Origin of the sequence: Bacillus cereus group sp. BfR-BA-01311 (genome assembly GCF_022664295.1) — a bacterium.
In the GTDB taxonomy this organism is placed as follows: Bacteria; Bacillota; Bacilli; order Bacillales; family Bacillaceae_G; genus Bacillus_A; species Bacillus_A cereus.
In genome coordinates this window covers 311,781-330,184 of the sequence record NZ_JAKUHC010000001.1, presented here as the reverse complement: position 1 = coordinate 330,184, position 18,404 = coordinate 311,781, and the positions used below count along the sequence as shown (strand labels likewise).

Here is an 18,404-nt window from a genome sequence, read left to right as displayed (position 1 = left end):
CCCCTATATTAATTTCTCTGCTACGTATGAAGCAAATACATCTAACGCTACTTCTTCTTGTTCACCTGTTGCCATATCTTTTAAGTTAATGATGCCTTTATCTAGCTCATCTTCTCCTAATACAGCTACAAATTTCGCCTTTAGACGATCTGCTGATTTAAATTGTGCTTTCATTTTGCGATCTAAATAATCTTTTTCAACTGACAATCCAGCTTTACGAAGATCGAACGCAACTTTTGCAGCATGGTCTTTCGCTTTTTCGCCAAGCGCTACAACGTAACAATCAATGCTATGTTCAAGTGGTAATTCAATGTTTTCAGCTTTTAGCGCCATAATTAAACGTTCAATACTCATTGCAAAACCGATACCTGGCATTTCTGGTCCACCAATTTCTTGTACAAGTCCGTTATAACGGCCACCACCGCTTAATGTAGTGATCGCACCGAAACCTTCTGCCTCACTCATAATTTCAAAAACAGTGTGTTGATAGTAGTCTAAACCACGCACTAAGTTCGGATCTTTTTCAAATGGAACATCCATCATCGTTAATAGTTCTTGAACTTTGTCATAGTATACTGCTGAATCTTCGTTTAAGTATTCTGTAATAGATGGTGCTGTTCCCATTAATTCATGGTTACGGTCCTTCTTACAGTCTAAAATTCGAAGTGGGTTCTTTTCTAAGCGAGATTGACAGTCAGAACAGAATTCGCCGATACGTGGCTCAAAGTGTGCGATTAATGCATCACGGTGTGCTTGACGGCTCGCTGCGTCACCTAAACTGTTTAATACAACTTTAATATTTTTTAAGCCCATGCCGCGGTAAAATTCAACAGCAAGTGCAATTACTTCTGCATCAATTGCAGGGTCATTACTGCCGATTGCTTCGATACCGAATTGTACGAATTGACGATAGCGACCTGCTTGTGGTCTTTCATAACGGAACATTTGACCGATATAGTATAATTTCGTTGGTTGTGTCGCATCACCAAACATTTTATTTTCAACGTAAGAACGTACAACAGGTGCAGTACCTTCTGGACGTAATGTTAAGCTACGCTCTCCACGATCTTGGAATGAGTACATTTCTTTTTGTACGATATCTGTCGTATCACCAACACCGCGTAAAAATAGCTCAGTGTGTTCAAAGATTGGTGTACGAATTTCTTTATAATTGTAACGACGGCAAATTTCGCGTGCTTGCCCTTCGATATACTGCCATAACTCAACAGTGCCTGGAAGAATATCTTGCGTTCCGCGTGGGATTTGAATAGACATATTCAGTTCCTCCTCAAATTGTTTTAATCTTAATAAAAATAAAAAAACTCCCGCCTCTACTGTTTAAACAGTAGGGACGAGAGTATTATACCCGTGGTGCCACCCTAATTGAAGCACGTATGCTTCCACTTTTTTAATAACGCTTAAATATGCGTTCATCCCTACTAAGCATATATGCCGTTCAAGTTGAAACCTCTAGAGTGTCATTCAATCAGTCATCATGCAGAAATGTTTTCAGCCTAAGACATTCCTTCTCTTTCCATGTGTGTCTCATTTACTCTTCTCTATCAACGGTTATATTCATATGTAAATATAAAATTACTATACGTTTGTTAAGTAGGATTGTCAAGTGCTCTAAGAACGTTCAATCTGCTTCTTTAAACGCTTTACATCTTGAAGAGAAATCCCAAACTCCGAAGCAAGCTCCATTGAAGTATTGTTTTGCTCTTTTGAAATAAAATCATGAAAATTCACGTTAAACAGTTGATTTGCACCATTTGTAACAGAATGCCCTTTTTCATTCATACGCATACGTATATCCCTCACATTCAATATGGATGTTTTACTTTTTATTGTTCCATATTGATGAGAGAGTTATACATAACCGAAACTGCTATTGATTCCAAATAAATGAACAAAACATACAACAATGTATAAAAAAGAGAGGATTATATAACCCTCTCTTTTTTATGAACACTATTTACTTTCTACAATTAAGGTCACCGGACCATCATTGATCAAAGAAACGTCCATCATTGCTCCAAACTTTCCTGTTTCCACATGTAATCCTTGTTTACGAACTTCTTCATTAAAGAAATCGTATAAACGCTCTGCATAATCAGGTTTCGCAGCATCCATAAAGTTTGGACGTCTGCCCTTGCGGCAATCTCCGTATAATGTGAATTGCGAAATAGATAGAACTTGTCCTTCTACATCAAGTACAGAATGATTCATCTTTCCGCTCTCATCTTCAAAAATACGTAAGTTTGCAATTTTTTCCGCAATGTAAGTTGCATCTTTTTCTGTATCTTCGTGCGTAATGCCAACTAGTAATGTTAAACCGAACGGAATTTGTCCTACGATCTCACCGTCTACTGTGACAGACGCTTTCTTTGATCGTTGTAAAACAACTCTCATCTTTCTACACTCCCTATTAATGCATCATGCGTCGTACTGCATAAATTTCTGGAACGCGTTTAATGCGTTCTACTACTTTTTTCAAGTGTTGTAAGTTACGAATCGAGATTGACATATTAATTGTTGCCATCTTATTACGGTCACTTCTACCAGAAACAGCTGAAATGTATGTTTTCGTCTCTGTAACAGCTTGCAGTACTTCATTTAATAAACCGCGGCGATCGTAACCTGAAATTTCAATATCAACGTTATACTCAATTTCTTTTTCAGGGCTACCTTCCCACTCTACCTCTAATAATCGTTCTACAGCTTCTTCTGTATGAACATTTACACAATCACGGCGGTGAATTGATACACCTCGGCCTTTCGTAATATACCCAACGATATCATCGCCCGGAACTGGGTTACAGCATTTCGATAAACGGATTAATAAATTATCAGCACCGCTTACCTTTACACCAGAATCCCATTTTCGAATTTTCATCGGTTTACGGACTTCTTTAACTTCAACAATTTCTTCTTCTTCGCGTTGTTTGCGGAACTTGTCCGTTAGTCGCGTAACAATTTGCGAAGCTGTAATTCCGCTATATCCAACTGCTGCAAACATATCTTCTTCATTTGCAAAGTTAAATTTCTCAGCGACGCGTTTTAAGTTATCCGGCGCCAATACTTCTTTCATCTCATACTCTAGACCACGTACTTCCTTTTCAACAAGTTCACGGCCTTTTTCAATATTTTCGTCTCTACGTTGTTTCTTAAAGAATTGACGAATTTTATTTTTCGCATGAGATGTTTGAGCAAGTTTTACCCAATCCTGGCTTGGGCCATATGAATGTTTCGACGTTAAAATTTCAATGATGTCGCCTGTTTTTAATTTATAATCCAGCGTCACCATTTTCCCGTTTACTTTTGCACCAATTGTTTTATTCCCAATTTCCGAATGGACACGATACGCGAAATCAATCGGAACAGATCCAAGTGGTAATTCCATTACATCGCCTTTCGGTGTAAAGACGAATACCATGTCAGAGAATAAATCAATTTTTAATGACTCCATAAATTCTTCTGCATTAGAAGCTTCATTTTGCCATTCTAATATTTGACGGAACCATGTGAGTTTCTTCTCTAATGTACCTGTTGTTTCTGCTGTTTTTCCTTCTTTGTATGCCCAGTGTGCCGCGATCCCGAATTCTGCAATTTCGTGCATTTCTTTCGTACGAATTTGCACTTCAAGTGGATCACCTTTCGGTCCAATTACAGTCGTATGAAGAGATTGATATAGATTTGCTTTTGGCATTGCAATATAATCTTTAAAACGACCTGGCATCGGCTTCCAGCACGTATGAATAATTCCAAGCACAGCATAACAATCTTTAATACTATTTACAACGACACGTACAGCTAATAAATCGTAAATTTCATTGAACTGCTTATTTTGCAGTGCCATTTTACGATAAATACTGTAAATATGTTTCGGTCTTCCAGAAATCTCAGGTTGAATTGCAACTTCTTTTAATTTCTCACGAATACCAGTCATTACTTCGTCTAAATATTCTTCACGTTCTGCACGTTTACGCTTCATTAAATTTACAATACGATAATATTGTTGTGGATTTAAATAGCGAAGTGACGTATCCTCTAGCTCCCATTTAATAGTACTAATTCCGAGTCTATGTGCCAAAGGTGCAAAGATTTCTAACGTTTCATTCGCTATGCGACGCTGCTTCTCTTGAGGCAAATGTTTCAATGTACGCATGTTATGAAGACGATCAGCTAGTTTAATTAAAATAACTCGAATATCTTGAGCCATTGCAATAAACATTTTGCGATGGTTTTCTGCTTGTTGTTGTTCGTGAGATTTATATTTGATCTTCCCAAGCTTTGTAACGCCATCAACAAGCATAGCAATTTCTTTGTTAAATTCCCGTTCAATATCTTCTAACGTAATCTCTGTATCTTCCACTACATCATGTAAGAAACCTGCTGATACCGTAGCTGGATCCATGTGTAAATCAACTAAAATACCTGCAACTTGAATCGGATGAATAATATACGGTTCACCCGATTTTCTATATTGTTCGCTATGCGCATCACGTGCATATTCATAGGCACGTGCCACTAGCTCAATATCTTCATCCGCTAAATATTGACTTGCTTTCTCGAGTACCTGTTCAGCTGTTAGTACCTGCTCATTTGCCATCGAATCACCTTTTATTGAAAATTGACTTTATCTTTATTTAATAGAATAAATTATATTCTATCATTATAACCCAATGATTGTGAATTGTGAAAAGGAAAAGATTTTACTGACATTTCACCATAATTTTTTGTTCAATTATACAAAAGTACCCGCTCCTCTCCAAGAGATTCACGGGTACTTTTTATCACCGTAGTTTTACCTATATAGTGATTAGTATTTTTCTAATACTAATACATCGTAACCATCTAACATTTTACGACCATCTAAGTAAGTAAGTTCTACTAAGAATGCAATTCCTGCTACAACTCCGCCTAGCTCTTCAACTAGCTTAATTGTCGCTTCGATTGTTCCACCTGTAGCTAATAGATCATCTGTAATTAATACGCGTTGACCTGGCTTAATTGCATCTTTATGGATTGTTAAAACATCTTTACCATATTCTTTACCGTAGTCAACTGTAATTACTTCACGTGGTAATTTTCCTAATTTACGAACTGGCGCAAATCCTACTTCTAACGCATAAGAAACTGGGCAACCGATAATAAAACCACGAGCTTCTGGTCCTACTACAACATCGATATCTCTTTCTTTTGCGTACTCTACGATTGCGTCTGTTGCTGCTTTGTATGCTTTACCGTCATTCATTAAAGGTGTAATGTCTTTAAACACAATACCTTCTTTCGGATAATCCGGTACAATTGCGATATGTTGCTTGAAATCCATATTTCTGAATCCTCCTCAGATCTAAAAGGTTTGTAAATACAAATCCTTTACCCTAACTGTTCTACTTCTTTATGATTACGAATCGTTTCAAACCATGTATATAGTTGCTGATATGTGCTATAAACCAATTCTTTTTCTAATTGTAAGTGGTTCATTTTTTCACGATATGTGTTCGATTCAATTAAATCACGCTTTTGTTTTTTGTCTGCCATAAAAATGACGCCATCTTTTATTGTAACAAATTCTAACTCAAAAAACACCTGTGTCATGAAATTTACTGTATCTTTTGACCAACCTTTATGACGACATAGTTGTTCTCCATATTGCCTTAAAGAAAATGGTGTTTTTTGGCTTAAGAAAGAATAGTACCATTTAAAGTGTTCTCTCGTCGGAACTGTACTAAATAAGTGGTTATTCTCTTGATAAAATAGTGTATAAATTCGCGCTGGGAATCCTACTTTAAAGAGCTCACGTAATTCATCTGTTCCTTTTGGTAAATCAAGTAACACGATATATTGATCATCTAAATGCGTTACTTCTGAAGCATGCATGAGCTTTTCTTTATAGCCCTCTAAAGAAAATTTATTCAATACCTCTTCAGAAAAATACACCATTGTTATTTTTTCTTTCGGAAGTTCTGCTAAATTTGCTTCTGCATTGCGCATACTACGCCAATCAAATAATTGCCACGCCTCTACAGCAATATCTTGTACCATTAGTTGTGGCTTCTTAAAATTATTCCATTCATTGATGGATGCTTCTCCTATTACAGATACTTTTGCAACTGGAGAGATTTCTTTCGCATATGCACCAAAACCAAATCCAATTGTATCCAGTGTTGCTTGTCCATCACGAAGAGCCATTTTTAAATGAGAGCCATCTGATCCGATTGCGCGAATGCTTTCTAACTCTGCATCTTTTACTGCAATACGTGGTTTCGGATTCCCAACACCAAACGGGGCTAGTTTTTGCATATCTTCGATTGCTGCTAGCGTTACATCCTCTACTTTACAAAAAACATCAACTGCTGTAATTGGAATAAAATCTTCTTCTGTTAAAATTGCATCTGCTTGTTCATTTAAGCGGCGACGTAATTCATCTACATCATTCATATGTAGCGTCATTCCCGCTGCCATCGGATGTCCTCCGAAGTGTGGTAATAACTCTCTACAATCTGATAAATTTGCAAATAAATCAAATCCTGCTATACTGCGTGCTGAACCTTTTGCTGTTTCTTTTATAGGATCAATGCTTAATACAATCGTCGGACGATAAAAACGTTCAACTAATTTCGAAGCAACAATTCCAATTACCCCTGGGTTCCAGCCTTCTTTTGCAAGTACTAATACTTTATTTTCTTCTGGCGGGAAGTTATTTTCAACTTCAGCGATAGCCTCTTCTGTAATTTGCTTTACAATATCTTTTCGCAGTTTGTTCAGCTCATCAATTTCTTCAGCTAGCTCTTTCGCTTCCTCTGGATCATCTGATAATAAAAGGTGTACAGCCGGCGCAGCATCTTCTAAACGCCCAACCGCATTAATACGAGGTGCAATTGAGAAGCCAATACTCTCTTCGGTAATTTCACTTTGCGAAACGTTAGCAACTTTAAACAATGCCTTCAAACCAATATTTCTTGTCATACGCATATGTTTTAAACCGCGTTTCACTAGCAACCTATTTTCACCATGAAGTGATACTAAATCGGCTACTGTACCGATTACTGCGATCTCTAATAAATGTTCTGGTACACGGCCTAATAGTGCATGCGCAACTTTAAACGCAACACCTACACCAGCTAAATAGTGAAACGGATATACACCGCCATCTAATTTCGGATGTATAATCGCAAGTGCTTCTGGCAATTCTGGCGGTGGCTCATGGTGATCTGTAATAATTAGATCTATTCCAAGCTCTTTCGCTACATTCGCTTCATGTACTGCTGCAATACCAGTATCGACAGTAATAATTAGCGAGAACCCTGCGCTATGCGCCCAACGAAATGCTTCTTCGTTCGGTCCATACCCTTCTGTAAAACGATTTGGAATGTAAAATTCTACTTCTGCACCTAATTCTTGAAGGGCAAGATATAAAACTGTCGTACTACTTACTCCGTCCGCATCGTAATCACCAAATATTAATATTTGCTCTCCATTTTGAATCGCCTTATTTACACGTTCTACCGTTCTATCCATTCCTTCTAATAAAAATGGATCATGAAATTCTTGATTTTCTGTATTTAAAAAATCTAAAATCTTATCTTCTGTATCTAGTCCTCTACCGAGGAATAATGAAACGACAAGTGGCGATAACTGTAATTTACTTGCTAATTCACTCACTCGCTCGTCATTATATTCTTTTTCTTTCCAACGCGTCTTCGGTTGTAACACGAAATCACCCCTTAACCTGTTCATTATACAAGACAGATTAAGGGGTGACAATATAATGCAAACTACGATGCAATATCTATATACTAAAATGTTAATGATGTTTAATTTGGAGAATACGGATTTATATGTACGAATACATTTTGTACATTATCTTGTTTCATAAGTATTTCTTTCACATGTTTTCCAATACGGTGTCCTTCTTCTACAGTAATGTATGGATCTACAGACACTTTAATATCGACAATAACATAATGACCATGCTCCCGTGCATATAAAGAACCAATTTTTTTCACACCATCCACTTGAAGAACTGCTTCTCTAAGCGGAATAACATCCTCCTCATGAAGAACATGGTCAAGCGTTGCATGAATTGCTTCCGCTCCAATGCTCCATGCCATTTTTACAACAAGAAGTGAAACAACTAATCCCGCAATTGGATCAGCGTATACAAGCCAGTCTATACCAAGCTTACCACCTATTATAGCTGCACAAATACCGATTAAAGCTGCAATTGAAGAAAATACATCCGAACGGTGCTCATATGCATTTGCAATAATTGCATCACTGTTTACTCTTTTCCCTAATCGGAATTTATATTGAAACATTCCTTCTTTCACGACGATTGAAAGAACAACAGCAAATATCGTAATTCCTTTCGGCGGTTCTAGTTCTTGCGAAAAAGCTTTTATAGACGAAATCGCGATTTCAAGTCCCACAATAAATAATAATACCGCAACAATAATCGCTGAAATCGATTCCGCTTTACCATGACCATACGGATGATCCTCATCAGGTGGCTGCTTTGCCGCTCGCAATCCAAAAAGTACAGCTAGCGAACCTATTACATCTGATGCAGAATGCACGGCATCCGCTAATAGCGCTTTACTGTTCCCAATATAACCAATTACCGCCTTTACAATCGCTAATATAATATTACCAACGATCCCGACAATAGCACCAAACTCGGCCTGTTTAAAACGTTCATCTTTTTCCATAATTAAAATCCCTTCTTTTCTTAACCTATCTTTTTATTTTAACAAAAACAGCGATAACACCACCACTTTCTTCCATCTTCTTTCTGTTAAAAAGTTGCTATCTTATTGTATCCACAAACGAAAAAAGAGATGCCTCATAAAGAGACATCATCTTTTCTATACTTGCGGTTCAGATTCTACTTTCTCAACCTTCTTCTTGTTTTTTCCCTTTTTCAAACGACGATTTTCAAGCATTAACCAAATTTGAGAGGCAACGAAAACAGAAGAGTACGTACCTACAATTAATCCAACAAGTAACGCAAACGAGAAGTTACGTAGTGACTCACTACCGAAGATAAGCAGTGCGATTACTGGGAATAACACTGTTAATACGGTGTTAATCGAACGACCAAGCGTTTGGCGAATACTTGCATTTACGATTTCTTCTAGATCTTTTTTGTCGCGAACTCGTTTTTTCTGTTTGTATAATTCACGGTTTCTATCAAATGTAACAATCGAGTCATTAATAGAATAACCGATGATTGTTAGTACTGCCGCAATAAACGTTAAGTCTACCTCTAGTTGGAAAATACTAAACATAACAATCATAACGAATGCGTCATGTAATAATGCAAGTACTGCAGATAACGCATACGTAAATCGGAAACGAATACTTACGTATAAAATGATAACCGCAGAAGCAATCAGTACTGCGATAAATGCATTTCGTGCAATTTCTTTACCAATTGTCGGTGAAACTGTACTTACGTTTGGATCTGTACCATATTTATCGTGGAAGAATGTTTTTGTTTTCGCAATTTCATCTTTTGATAAAACACCTAATGTACGAACTGCGAAACCTTTATTGTCATCTCCAGTCGGTACAATATTTTCTTCCTTCACATCAATGTTCAATTCTTTAAAATCTTTATGAACATCAGACACAGTAACGGCTTGTTTTGATTGCAAGTCGATACGTGTACCACTCGCAAAGTCAATACCAAGATTCAATTTGAAAATTGGTAAGATAATTGCACCCGCAATTACAACTACAATCGAGAAGATAAGGAATTTATGACCGATATTTACGAAATTAATACGATCAAATCTTGTTGGCGGATGTACTACACCTTTTGTTAAAGGAATAATATCCTTTTGTTTCACACCAAAATATCCTGGTTTTTTATCGAAGTAACGGCTCTTTACAAGTAAACTTAGTAAGAAACGAGTACCGAATACGTTCGTAATAAAACCAACTAAAATACTTACGATTAAACTTGTTGCGAAACCTTTTACAGAGCTATTACCGTAAACAAATAATACACCAGCAGCTGCAAGAGTTGTAATATTCGCATCTAAAATTGTTGCTAATGAACGATGGTTACCAGCACGGAACGCTGACATCATGGACTTACCGATTTTCAGCTCTTCTTTCAGTCTCTCGTACGTAATAATATTCGCATCAACTGCGATACCTACTCCGAGCACTAACGCTGCAATACCTGGCAACGTAAGAACTGCATGCATCCAGTTAAAGACAAGTAATGTAACGAAAATGTATAACCCTAACATAATAACCGCTACAAGTCCTGGTAAACGGTAGAATACAAGCATAAATAAGAAAATAAGAGCGATACCAATCGCACTAGCGAAAATCGTTTGCTCTAACGCTTGTTGACCAAATTTCGCTCCAACAGATGTTGAATACATTTCTTTTAAATCAACAGGAAGTGCACCTGCATTTAATAAAGATGAAAGTTGTTTCGCACTTTCAACTGTGAAGTTTCCACCTACGATAGATACTTCAGCTTGGTTAAATACTTGGTTTACTGTTGCTGCTGATAAGAACTTCGGATTCGGTTTTGCAGATTCTGCTTTATATGAATCTTTTCCTTCTTCAAAGTCAAGCCAAATTACCATTAAATTCGTTGGTGGTGGCATTTTAGAAATTTTTTCAGTTACTTCACGGAATTTTTCAGCGCTTTTTAGTGTAAGACCTACGCTCGCACGGCCTTGCTCATCAAATGTTTGCTTCGCTCCGCCGCCTTTTAAATCCGTTCCATCCATAAGAAGGTTATCGTCCACATCACGGAATGTTAATTTCGCTTGTGTTGATAACATTTCACGTGCTTTTTGCTGATCTTGTACACCAGCAAGCTGTACACGAATTCGATCTTGCCCTTCGATTTGAATGTTCGGCTCACTTACACCGAGAACATTGACACGATTTTCAAGAGCACCTACTGTACTTACAAGTACATCTCGATCGATTTTATCACCTTTTTTGGCTGGTTTTACTTCATACAGAATTTCAAAACCACCGCGAAGGTCTAGTCCTAGACTAATTCCTTTTGCTATGTCTTTTCCTGCCGCACCAATTACTCCACCGATTAATAAGACGATGAGGAAAAAGGCGGCAATTCTCGTACCACGCTTTGCCATATGTACCCTCTTTCTGCTACTAACACTTTCAATAAATCTCTTACGATTCACTGCTATACGTGTGCATACGCCTAGTTAGTAGACTTCCTTTCTATAATTTTTGCTAGTTCATCACTAGCTCTATAGGTAAGCTTTTACACTACCTACACTTCCATCATTTATTTTCCTCTTCACTACCTCCTTTATATATAATCTTAGACATAATTATTTCCTCTTTATCAATACATATCATTATACTGCAAAAGGAAGAACAAACCAATTGCAGTCGGTTATTTATTTTCGTACTCATCAAATGACCAAAGTGGCGCTTGGTAAGCTTCAACAGTTAAATATGTCATATATTCATTAGCTGTTACTGTTAATACGTCATTAACTAATTCATACAATCTAACATCGCTGTCTATCTTCTTCCACTTTTTCACTTTAAGAAACTTCCAAATGTCATCATCTGTCACTCGGTCGTAACCGAACATTTGAAACTCTTCTACTTTACTTTCTAAAACGACTTGTAACTGTCCGCGGTATGATTCTACCAAAGCCTCTCTATCTAACATCTATAAACATCTCCTTCTTATTTCAGCACGAAAAAGTCGCTTTAATCCCGCTCTAATGGACAGCAATAACTACTTTCAAGAGCACTATCATACTTCACTCTCTTAAATGCTTGTCATTCTTGTCTCGTACGTGCATATAAATTATTGTAAATCATTCCATTGATTTTGAGAAGGTAGGAGAAGAACATGACGAGACAAAGCTTTTTAAAAGGCGCATTTATTTTAATGATAGCCGGCTTTATTACAAAAATACTCGGCTTTATCAACCGCATAGTAATGGCACGTATTTTAGGAGAAGAAGGCGTTGGTCTTTATATGATGGCCGTTCCTACATTCATTTTAGCAATTACATTGACACAAATTGGTCTTCCTGTCGCAATCGCAAAATTTGTAGCAGAAGCGGAAGCTGTGAACGATAAACAAAGAGTTAAAAAAATATTAACCGTATCACTAGCTGTTACATCCGTTATTAGTATCATTTTAACAATCGGAATTATGTTCCTCACACCTATTTTAGCAAAAACATTATTAACCGACGAAAGAACCTACTATCCATTAATGGCCATTTTGCCCGTTGTTCCTGTTATTGCTGTTTCTTCTGTGTTGCGTGGTTACTTTCAAGGGAAACAAAACATGAAACCTAGCGCTTATGCGCAAGTTCTAGAACAAGTCGTCCGCATTACCATTATCGCTATATGCATTCAATTATTTTTACCTTACGGCATAGAATATGCTGCAGCCGGCGCTATGTTATCAGCTGTTCTCGGTGAAGTTGCATCCTTATTATTTTTACTCACGTTATTTCAGCGAGAAAAACATTTATCAATACGCTCTGGATTTTTCACTACTGTAAAGGAAAGCAAAGGGACATTTTATTCTCTGATGGATATTGCCCTTCCAACTACAGGAAGTCGTTTAATCGGCTCCGTTTCATATTTTTTTGAACCTATTGTCGTTATGCAAAGCTTAGCAATCGCTGGTGTCGCTGCTTCTGTTGCAACCCAGCAATACGGTATATTAAACGGTTATGCATTCCCGCTCCTATCACTACCCGCCTTTATTACATACGCTCTCTCTACAGCGCTCGTTCCTTCTATTAGTGAAGCAATGGCAAAAAGACAACATAAATTAGTAGAGCACCGTTTACAACAAGCACTTCGAATTTCATTAATTACCGGCGGATGGTCTGTCGTTATATTATACGTATTCGCTTCTCCTGTTTTAACTCTTATGTATGGATCAGACAGCGCAACAGCATTCATTCAACTTCTTGCGCCTTGCTTTTTATTTCATTATTTCCAAAGTCCACTTACCTCTGTTTTGCAAGCTTTAAACTTAGCAAGAGCCGCAATGATGAATACATTTATTGGTGCCATCGTGAAATTAATCGTTATTTTTGTACTAGCATCAAGGCCAGAGTTTCAAATGATGGGGGTTGCACTTGCTATTGCTGCAAATATTGTAACAGTAACATTTCTTCACTACGCTACTGTTTTAAAAAAGATTACATTTACCATTTACGCAAAAGACTATATTTTCGGCGGACTTGCCATCGGTATCGCAGGCGCCTTCGGTTTTTATCTTCATAAATATATTATTTTCTCTCATTCCCTTGGCATACAAACATTATGGGAAATCACTTTAACAACAATTGTTTATATCGTACTTCTCTTCACTTTCAAACTCATTCGAAAAGAAGAGTTAAGTCGTCTCCCTATCATTCGTAAGCTTTCATTTTTGAAATAAGGTGAAACTTTAATCAGTGGGGTAATCTCCACTGATTATTAGTTATACTAATCATCCTTACTCTTCCAAAGGATAAGTCTCTAATTTTCTTTTACATCAACAAAAAATTGTCCATTTTGAAAACTACAGTATAAAATTTGTGTTATATCGTTATAACCTAAGTTTTTTAATTTCTCAATAAGCCATTCATCTGTATGCTCAATCATTTGTAAATGACTAGATTGAATTTCTCCATCAATAATAAGAGGAAGCGTAAACTGCAATGTATCTTGTTTATTTTTTTGTTTTTGAAAGACAGATAACTTCCCAGACGGTTCCAAAATAGCATATTCTACATCCCGAATATCTCCAACTCCTTGTTCCCTTAATTGCATCATTAAATCATCAATATTATATCGTTGGTTTCTCATCTTTTTTTCATCAATCTTTCCCGCATTAATAATAATTGCTGGTTCACCTTCTATTAAATGCCGAAATCGTTGAAACTTTAATGAAATGACTGACAAAATGATTTGTATGCACATAAGAAAAGTCATCGGAACTAATTGATGCCAAAGTGATTTATCGGTATTTTCAATTGCTACTACAGCCATTTCTCCAAGCATAATAAATACGACTAAATCTAATACACTTAGCTCTCCTATCTCACGTTTACCCATAAGACGAAAAATAATTAAGATGATGATATACAAAAGCATTGTACGTCCAATTACCGATATCCATTCCATTTCTACATCTCCTTTTTTACGTATAGACTCCCCTATAAAAAAGAAACTAGTCTAACTTGAGCAAAAGGAAAATATGCTTGTATTAAAAAGGGGGAATGCATAAATGGATGGAACGAAAAAATTATCAACTGCAATTGGCTTCGGTATTGTTACGCTACTAATTCTCGCATCTATTACTAGTATGATTATGGCTCTTTTATTAAAGTTTACGAATATAAATGAAGGGACATTAACCGTTACTATTTTTATACTCGCTCTTTTATCTATGCTTATGTCTGGATTTACTGCCGGCAAAAAGGCTCAAGGAAAAGGTTGGCTAGTAGGTTTCACAACAGGGCTCACGTTCACTATACTCGTCTTTCTAGTTAACTATTTAGGCTTTTCTCAAACCTTATCGAACTCACAATTACTATATCAATTAGCATTAATGGGGGCGAGTACACTCGGTGGTATTTTCGGTGTAAATATGTCAAAGCAAAGTAACTAAAAAAGGCCCTGCACATTTCATGCAGGGCCTTCCACATTAGTTTTTCACAACTTCACGAATCGCATTGCGATCGAAAGTTAAGTGTGAACCACCAGATTTAATAACGATTTTTGTCTCATCTACTGATTCGATTGTGCCGTGTAAACCACCGATTGTTACGATAGCATCACCTTTTGCTAACTCACTTTGCATTTGAGCAACTGCTTTTTGACGTTTTTGTTGCGGGCGAATTAATAAGAAATAGAAAATCGCAAACATCGCAACGATCATAACGATATTCATCATACCTGCATTCATCTTTTGTTCCTCCTTTTAAATTATGTATTAGAAGTTTTTAGCATTCGGTTTATTAAAGCCATACTGTTCAAAGAACTCTTCGCGGAAATCGCCAAGACGGTCTTCACGAATAGCTTGTCTCACCTGCTCCATTAAGTTTAACAGAAAATGAAGGTTGTGATAAGACGTTAAACGAATTCCGAACGTTTCATCACATTTCATTAAGTGACGAATGTACGCACGTGAGTAATTTTTACATGTGTAGCAATCACAGTTTGGATCAAGCGGACCGAAGTCTCTTGCGAATTTCGCATTTTTTACAACAAGGCGACCTTCACTTGTCATACACGTACCATTTCGAGCGATACGAGTTGGAAGTACGCAGTCAAACATATCAATCCCACGAATTGCGCCATCGATTAACGAGTCAGGAGAACCTACACCCATTAAGTAACGAGGCTTATTATCTGGAAGAAGTGGTGTTGTAAACTCAAGAACACGGTTCATAATATCTTTCGGTTCACCAACAGATAAACCACCTACAGCGTAACCAGGGAAGTCCATTGAAACAAGATCTTTCGCACTTTGACGACGAAGCTCTTCGTACTCCCCGCCCTGTACAATACCGAATAAACCTTGATCTTGCGGACGTTCATGCGCTTTTAAGCAACGTTCTGCCCAGCGGCTCGTACGCTCTACAGATTTCTTCATATATTCAAAAGTAGCTGGGAATGGTGGACACTCATCAAACGCCATCATAATATCTGAACCTAATGCATTTTGGATTTCCATCGCTTTTTCTGGTGATAAGAATAATTTATCTCCATTTAAGTGATTACGGAAGTGAACGCCTTCCTCTTCAATACGACGGAAGTCACTTAAACTGAATACTTGGAAACCACCAGAGTCTGTTAAGATTGCACGATCCCAGTTCATAAATTTATGCAAGCCGCCTGCTTCACGAATAATTTCATGACCTGGACGTAGCCATAAATGATACGTATTACTTAAAATAATCCCAGAATCCATTGCTTTTAATTCTTCTGGTGACATTGTCTTAACTGTTGCAAGTGTACCAACTGGCATAAATGTTGGTGTATCAAATGAACCGTGCGGCGTATGCACACGACCTAAACGGGCACCCGTTTGTTTACATGTCTTAATAAATTCATAACGAATTGCTGTCATAACTTACTCCTTTTATTTGTTTCTCATTTTAGCGTGAGATGCAACGAACATTGCATCACCGAAGCTAAAGAAACGATATTTTTCTTTTACTGCTTCATTATAAGCATGAAGTACATTATCTCTATTTGCAAATGCACTTACAAGCATAATTAATGTTGATTTCGGTAAATGGAAGTTTGTAATTAAACCATCAATTGCTTTAAATTCATATCCCGGATACATGAAAATATCTGTCCATCCAGAAGCGGCGCAGAGCTTACCGTCATGATCTGTTGCAATTGTTTCTAATGTACGAGTTGATGTCGTACCTACAGTAATAATACGTCCACCATTCTCTTTCACACGATTTAATAATGCCGCTGTCTCTTCAGACATATGATAATATTCTGCGTGCATATGGTGTTCTTCAATCGTGTCTGCAGAAACTGGTCTAAATGTTCCAAGTCCTACGTGAAGTGTAATGAATGCTAACTGAACGCCTTTTTGCTTTAACTTCTCAAGTAACTCTTCTGTAAAGTGAAGTCCCGCAGTCGGCGCTGCTGCTGAACCGATTTCTTTCGCATATACTGTTTGATAGCGATCGCGATCTTCCAGCGTCTCTTTAATATATGGAGGAAGCGGCATTTCCCCAAGTTCATCTAAAATTTCATAGAAGATGCCATCATATGAAAATTCAAGCTGGCGTCCACCTTGATCTGCAGTTCCTGTGCAAGTTGCTTTTAATTTCCCTTCGCCAAAAGAGATAACAGTTCCTTCTTTTACACGTTTCGCTGGCTTTACAAGCGTTTCCCACTTATCACCTTCTTCTTGTTTTAAAAGAAGTACTTCAATGTGCGCGCCTGTATCTTCTTTCACACCGTGCAAACGAGCAGGCATAACTTTCGTTTCATTTAAAACTAAGCAATCCCCCTCATGTAAGTAAGAAAGAATATCCGTAAAATGTTTATGCTCAATATCACCTGTTTCACGGTCTAACACCATTAATCTTGATGTTTCACGATCTTCTAACGGGACTTGTGCAATAAGTTCTTCTGGTAAATGAAAATCAAACAGATTTATATCCATAGCTATATCCACCTATTTCTTATTTAAATCGATTTATTATATACATAATAAAAGATAATACAATACTTAACACAATACATGTAATGATAGGAAAATAAAAGGTAACGTTTCCTTTTTTCACAAAAATATCGCCTGGAAGCCTTCCAATGAACTTCCAAGCTAATCCAACAACGATGAGTAAGATCCCGGCTGTAATAAGCAGCTTTGGCATCTCCGTCATACTTTTGGTATCTCCATTCCGAAATGTTCATACGCAAGCGGCGTTACAATTCGGCCCCTTGGCGTTCGTTGTAAAAAGCCAATTTGTAATAAATACGGCTCATACACATCTTCAATCGTATGAGATTCTTCTCCAATTGTTGCTGAAACCGTTTCTAATCCAACTGGACCGCCACGGAATTTCTCAATAATACCAAGCAGTAATTTATGATCAATATGATCTAGACCTAATTTATCTACTTGCAGCAATTCTAATGCCATTTGTGTAATTTCCATCGTAACCGTTCCGTTACCACGAACTTGCGCGAAATCACGTACACGTCTTAAAAGACGATTCGCAATACGAGGTGTACCACGAGCACGTCTTGCAATTTCTAATGCAGCTAACGAATCGATTTCAACTTCAAATACTTCTGCTGTACGTTCAACAATCGCAGAAAGCTGATCTACTGTGTAGTACTCTAACCTTGAAAGTACACCGAAGCGGTCACGAAGCGGTGCCGATAATGCTCCAGCACGTGTTGTTGCTCCAACTAATGTAAATGGCGGTAAATCTAGGCGTACAGAACGTGCTGAAGGCCCTTTTCCAATTACAATATCAAGGCAAAAGTCTTCCATCGCAGGATACAATACTTCTTCAATTGATCTATGCAAACGATGAATTTCATCAATAAATAATACATCCCCTGGCTGAAGCGCTGTTAATACAGCAGCTAAATCTCCTGGTCTTTCAATTGCGGGACCTGAAGTTGTTCTAACATTAACGCCCATCTCATTGGCAATAATATTCGCAAGCGTCGTTTTACCAAGACCTGGTGGTCCATATAAAAGGACGTGATCTAACGTTTCTTCACGCATTTTCGCCGCTTCAATAAATACTTCTAAATTATGTTTTGCTTTATCTTGGCCAATATACTGACGGAGCGTCTGTGGCCGTAATGAATATTCTAAATCCGCATCTTCATATGCAGATTCCCCTGAAAGGAGACGTTCGTCCATTATA

Annotated in this window: 17 protein-coding genes and 1 other annotated feature; of the genes, 2 read left to right on the top strand and 15 right to left on the bottom strand. The window is 37.4% G+C overall.

Translation table 11 applies throughout. The annotated features are described in order from the left end of the window. Window positions 1-3 precede the first annotated feature (3 nt). The 9 genes from hisS to MR136_RS01690 form a co-directional block, all read right to left on the bottom strand. Entirely contained in the window at window positions 4-1,275 is a 1,272-nt protein-coding gene (hisS, locus tag MR136_RS01730; protein ID WP_000027084.1) for a histidine--tRNA ligase, read from the bottom strand. Between the two features lie 69 nt (window positions 1,276-1,344). Then, window positions 1,345-1,575: a binding site (T-box leader), on the bottom strand. Window positions 1,576-1,629: 54 nt separating this feature from the next. After that, complete coding sequence (locus MR136_RS01725; protein WP_001242605.1) at window positions 1,630-1,806, bottom strand: hypothetical protein; 177 nt, start codon at window positions 1,804-1,806, stop codon at window positions 1,630-1,632. A 165-nt stretch (window positions 1,807-1,971) separates the two neighbouring features. Next, on the bottom strand, window positions 1,972-2,412 hold the full coding sequence (locus MR136_RS01720; RefSeq protein WP_001266965.1) for a D-tyrosyl-tRNA(Tyr) deacylase: 441 nt from the start codon (window positions 2,410-2,412) through the stop codon (window positions 1,972-1,974). Between the two features lie 16 nt (window positions 2,413-2,428). After that, entirely contained in the window at window positions 2,429-4,612 is a 2,184-nt protein-coding gene (gene relA, locus MR136_RS01715) for a GTP diphosphokinase (RefSeq protein ID WP_001262795.1), read from the bottom strand. Between the two features lie 210 nt (window positions 4,613-4,822). Beyond that, window positions 4,823-5,335 carry an adenine phosphoribosyltransferase gene (locus MR136_RS01710; RefSeq protein ID WP_000346215.1) on the bottom strand — a complete coding sequence of 171 codons (513 nt, stop codon included), beginning with the start codon at window positions 5,333-5,335 and terminating at the stop codon, window positions 4,823-4,825. 47 nt (window positions 5,336-5,382) lie between these two features. Then, window positions 5,383-7,722 carry a single-stranded-DNA-specific exonuclease RecJ gene (gene recJ, locus MR136_RS01705; RefSeq protein ID WP_061457723.1) on the bottom strand — a complete coding sequence of 780 codons (2,340 nt, stop codon included), beginning with the start codon at window positions 7,720-7,722 and terminating at the stop codon, window positions 5,383-5,385. A gap of 101 nt (window positions 7,723-7,823) precedes the next feature. Beyond that, a complete protein-coding gene (locus MR136_RS01700) occupies window positions 7,824-8,717 on the bottom strand; it encodes a cation diffusion facilitator family transporter (protein ID WP_000409743.1) in 894 nt (297 codons plus the stop codon). 156 nt (window positions 8,718-8,873) lie between these two features. Continuing rightward, window positions 8,874-11,138 (bottom strand): protein translocase subunit SecDF, encoded by a 2,265-nt coding sequence (secDF, locus tag MR136_RS01695; protein WP_242259248.1) that lies wholly within the window; start codon window positions 11,136-11,138, stop codon window positions 8,874-8,876. Window positions 11,139-11,407: 269 nt separating this feature from the next. Continuing rightward, window positions 11,408-11,692 (bottom strand): post-transcriptional regulator, encoded by a 285-nt coding sequence (locus MR136_RS01690; protein WP_000886980.1) that lies wholly within the window; start codon window positions 11,690-11,692, stop codon window positions 11,408-11,410. Window positions 11,693-11,878: 186 nt separating this feature from the next. On the opposite strand from MR136_RS01690, the gene spoVB reads away from it, so the two are divergent. After that, window positions 11,879-13,438: a stage V sporulation protein B gene (spoVB, locus tag MR136_RS01685; protein ID WP_000198301.1), complete on the top strand. Its 1,560-nt coding sequence runs from the start codon at window positions 11,879-11,881 to the stop codon at window positions 13,436-13,438. An 80-nt stretch (window positions 13,439-13,518) separates the two neighbouring features. Here spoVB and MR136_RS01680 read toward each other — a convergent pair whose 3' ends face one another. Next, entirely contained in the window at window positions 13,519-14,166 is a 648-nt protein-coding gene (locus tag MR136_RS01680) for a DUF421 domain-containing protein (RefSeq protein WP_000454838.1), read from the bottom strand. A gap of 103 nt (window positions 14,167-14,269) precedes the next feature. On the opposite strand from MR136_RS01680, the gene MR136_RS01675 reads away from it, so the two are divergent. Next, a complete protein-coding gene (locus tag MR136_RS01675) occupies window positions 14,270-14,653 on the top strand; it encodes a TIGR04086 family membrane protein (RefSeq protein WP_000349148.1) in 384 nt (127 codons plus the stop codon). A gap of 36 nt (window positions 14,654-14,689) precedes the next feature. Here MR136_RS01675 and yajC read toward each other — a convergent pair whose 3' ends face one another. Genes yajC through ruvB form a run of 5 tightly spaced genes read right to left on the bottom strand, consistent with a single transcriptional unit; the run spans window position 14,690 to window position 18,400 of the window. Further along, window positions 14,690-14,950 (bottom strand): preprotein translocase subunit YajC, encoded by a 261-nt coding sequence (yajC, locus tag MR136_RS01670; RefSeq protein WP_000991115.1) that lies wholly within the window; start codon window positions 14,948-14,950, stop codon window positions 14,690-14,692. Between the two features lie 27 nt (window positions 14,951-14,977). Further along, window positions 14,978-16,117 (bottom strand): tRNA guanosine(34) transglycosylase Tgt, encoded by a 1,140-nt coding sequence (gene tgt / locus MR136_RS01665; RefSeq protein ID WP_000125365.1) that lies wholly within the window; start codon window positions 16,115-16,117, stop codon window positions 14,978-14,980. A gap of 12 nt (window positions 16,118-16,129) precedes the next feature. Next, a complete protein-coding gene (gene queA / locus MR136_RS01660) occupies window positions 16,130-17,182 on the bottom strand; it encodes a tRNA preQ1(34) S-adenosylmethionine ribosyltransferase-isomerase QueA (RefSeq protein WP_000354014.1) in 1,053 nt (350 codons plus the stop codon). Between the two features lie 19 nt (window positions 17,183-17,201). Continuing rightward, window positions 17,202-17,402: a DUF2905 domain-containing protein gene (locus MR136_RS01655; protein ID WP_000138162.1), complete on the bottom strand. Its 201-nt coding sequence runs from the start codon at window positions 17,400-17,402 to the stop codon at window positions 17,202-17,204. Beyond that, a complete protein-coding gene (gene ruvB / locus MR136_RS01650) occupies window positions 17,399-18,400 on the bottom strand; it encodes a Holliday junction branch migration DNA helicase RuvB (RefSeq protein ID WP_000344449.1) in 1,002 nt (333 codons plus the stop codon). Before ruvB ends, MR136_RS01655 begins: the two co-directional genes overlap by 4 nt. Window positions 18,401-18,404 lie beyond the last annotated feature (4 nt).